The organism is Phocaeicola sp. ICN-14070, assembly GCF_037892625.1.
Taxonomy (GTDB): Bacteria; Bacteroidota; Bacteroidia; order Bacteroidales; family Bacteroidaceae; genus Phocaeicola; species Phocaeicola plebeius.
The window spans coordinates 1-2,405 of record NZ_JBBKBF010000139.1 but is presented as its reverse complement, the minus strand read 5'-3'; the positions used below and the strand labels follow the sequence as shown (position 1 = coordinate 2,405).

2 protein-coding genes are annotated in these 2,405 nt (G+C 34.1%); both read left to right on the top strand.

Annotated elements, in window-relative coordinates; all coding sequences use genetic code 11:
* Positions 1-330: hypothetical protein (locus WKT20_RS17900; protein WP_340417849.1), on the top strand; the 330-nt coding region annotated here is incomplete at its 5' end.
* A gap of 38 nt (positions 331-368) precedes the next feature.
* The coding region (locus tag WKT20_RS17895; RefSeq protein WP_340417848.1) for a TraG/VirB4 family ATPase at positions 369-2,405 on the top strand (2,037 nt) is incomplete at its 3' end.

The window sequence follows — 2,405 nt, the reverse complement described above, 5'->3', positions numbered from 1 at the left end:
CCTTGTGGCTGCTGCTACTGCTCTACCTGCATTCTTTGGCTTATAATGATGGATAATCAAGAATATCTTATATATAAAGGCTTGCAGAGACCTCTTGCCTTTATGGGGCTTCAAGGTCGATATATAGGATGGGCAGCGATAGGGGCTGGATGCAGCTTTATAACATTTGCTGCTTTATTTGCAATATTTGACTTTTGGATAGCCCTTTTGGGATTAAGTGTCTGTTTAATGTTCTTTATATGTTTAATAGCTTACAAACAAAAAGACGGCTTGTTCTCTAAACGGAAAAGTAAAGGAATATTTGTTTTTTGTGGGGTATTTAAAAAGTAAAGGGAGTTTAAAGCTCCCTTTTTTTAAAAAGATGCGATATGAGTAAAAAAAATGTTTTTGATAGATTATATATCGGGATAGAGGACATTATGGGTTCTACTGTTTTGTATAACAGTAAAGGTGAGTATTCTGTCATATTCGAGATAGAAAATGTTGTAGAACAATATAGTGCTGATATAAATGCTTATTATGCTTTCAGTGATGTTATGACATCGGTGATAAGGCTATTGGGAGAAGGGTATGCTTTACAGAAGCAGGATATATTTTGTAAGCAGAAATATGAGCATGAGTATAGCAATATGCCTTTTCTATCCCAAGCGTATTTCCGTTTTTTCAATGGTAGGGAATACACGGAACTTAAAACTTATCTTATCGTAACGCAGGAAAAACCCAAAAAAGGATTTTTTAATTATGACAAGAAAAAATTTAAGGACTTTCACCTGAAAATTGCGAAACTGAAAGACTTTTTATCTGGAAATGGGATAAAGGTCAGGAAACTAAATGAAGAAGAGATAAAGGAGTATATTTATCGTTATATCTCTTTCAGCTTTGAAAAAGGAAAGTTCACGTTCAACAACTTCTCTGTATCTGATAATGATATAAAAATAGGTGGAAAACATTTGCGCTGCATTTCTCTTATGGATGTAGGTGAATCAAATTTGCCTAATACTATAAAGCCTTATAGGGAAGAAAAAATAAAGGGTAATGATATTGCTTCTGATATATTAGGCTTTCTTTCTGCTGTTCCGGGGGCAGATTGCATATTATATAATCAAGCAATCTTCATCCCCTCACAACGGGTAGAGAAAGCGAGGCTATCAAGAAAGCGTAATAGGCATGCTTCTGTCCCTGATCCAGCAAACGATGCTGCCAAAGAAGATATTGACGCTGTTTTGGATGATATAGAGCGTAACGGCAAACTTCTTGTGTATCTTCATTGTAATCTTATAGTATCTTCATCAAAGGATTTAGATAATTCTTGTAATTATATTGAATCTCAATTAGACAAGTCAAGTATAAGAATATCAAAGAGCGCCTATAACCAGTTGGAACTTTTTCAATGTGCTGCGCCCGGTTGTGCTTATTATACTAATGAAGAATATGACCGTTTTTTGACACTTAATGATGCTGCGGCTTGTTTCTTGTACAAAGAAAAAATATCAGGTTCTGAAGATACTCCACTAAAGATGTATTATACAAATAGAGCTGGCATACCCAAAGCTATTGATATTACAGGAAAGGAGGGAAAGGTTAAACTTACGGATAATTCCAATTTCTTCTCTTTGGGTCCTTCTGGTTCTGGTAAATCTTTCCACATGAATAGTGTATGTAGGCAGTTGTATGAGCAGAACACTGATATAATCATGGTTGATACTGGAAATTCTTATGAGGGTCTTTGTTCCTATGTGGGAGGAAAGTATATATCTTATACGGAAGAGAAGCCTATTACAATGAATCCTTTTAAGATAACCCAAGAAGAAGATAATATAGAGAAAAGGGAGTTCCTGAAGAATCTAATTATATTAATATGGAAAGGTTCTGATGGCACTGTATCAAAAGCTGAATCCAAAATAATAAGAATGGTAATATCCCAATATTATGCTTCATATTTTGGTGGAAATAAATCTGTATCGGAAAAGTTAAGGGATTATAGAAAATCACTTAGAGAAACGGTTACTGATTATGATGAAGAGTTGTCGGAGGAAGAAATAGAAAAACTGGTAGAGGAAGAAAGAGAAAATATAACGGCAACGCATGAGGTTGTTGAAGAATTGAATTTCAATTCATTTTATGAATTTGCCATGAAGAGAATCCCTTGTATAGTCAAAGAGAAAAAGGTTAAATTTGATATTGAGGATTTCTCTTTTGTAATGGATGATTTCTATAAAGGTGGTGTATTTGAAAGAACGCTCAATGATGATATGGATAAATCTCTTTTCGATGAGAAATTCATAGTCTTTGAAATTGATGCGATTAAAGAAAATCCCATTCTTTTCCCTATTGTTACTCTTATCATAATGGACTTGTTCATTCAGAAAATGCGATTGAAAAAGAATAGAAAGGCTCTTATTATA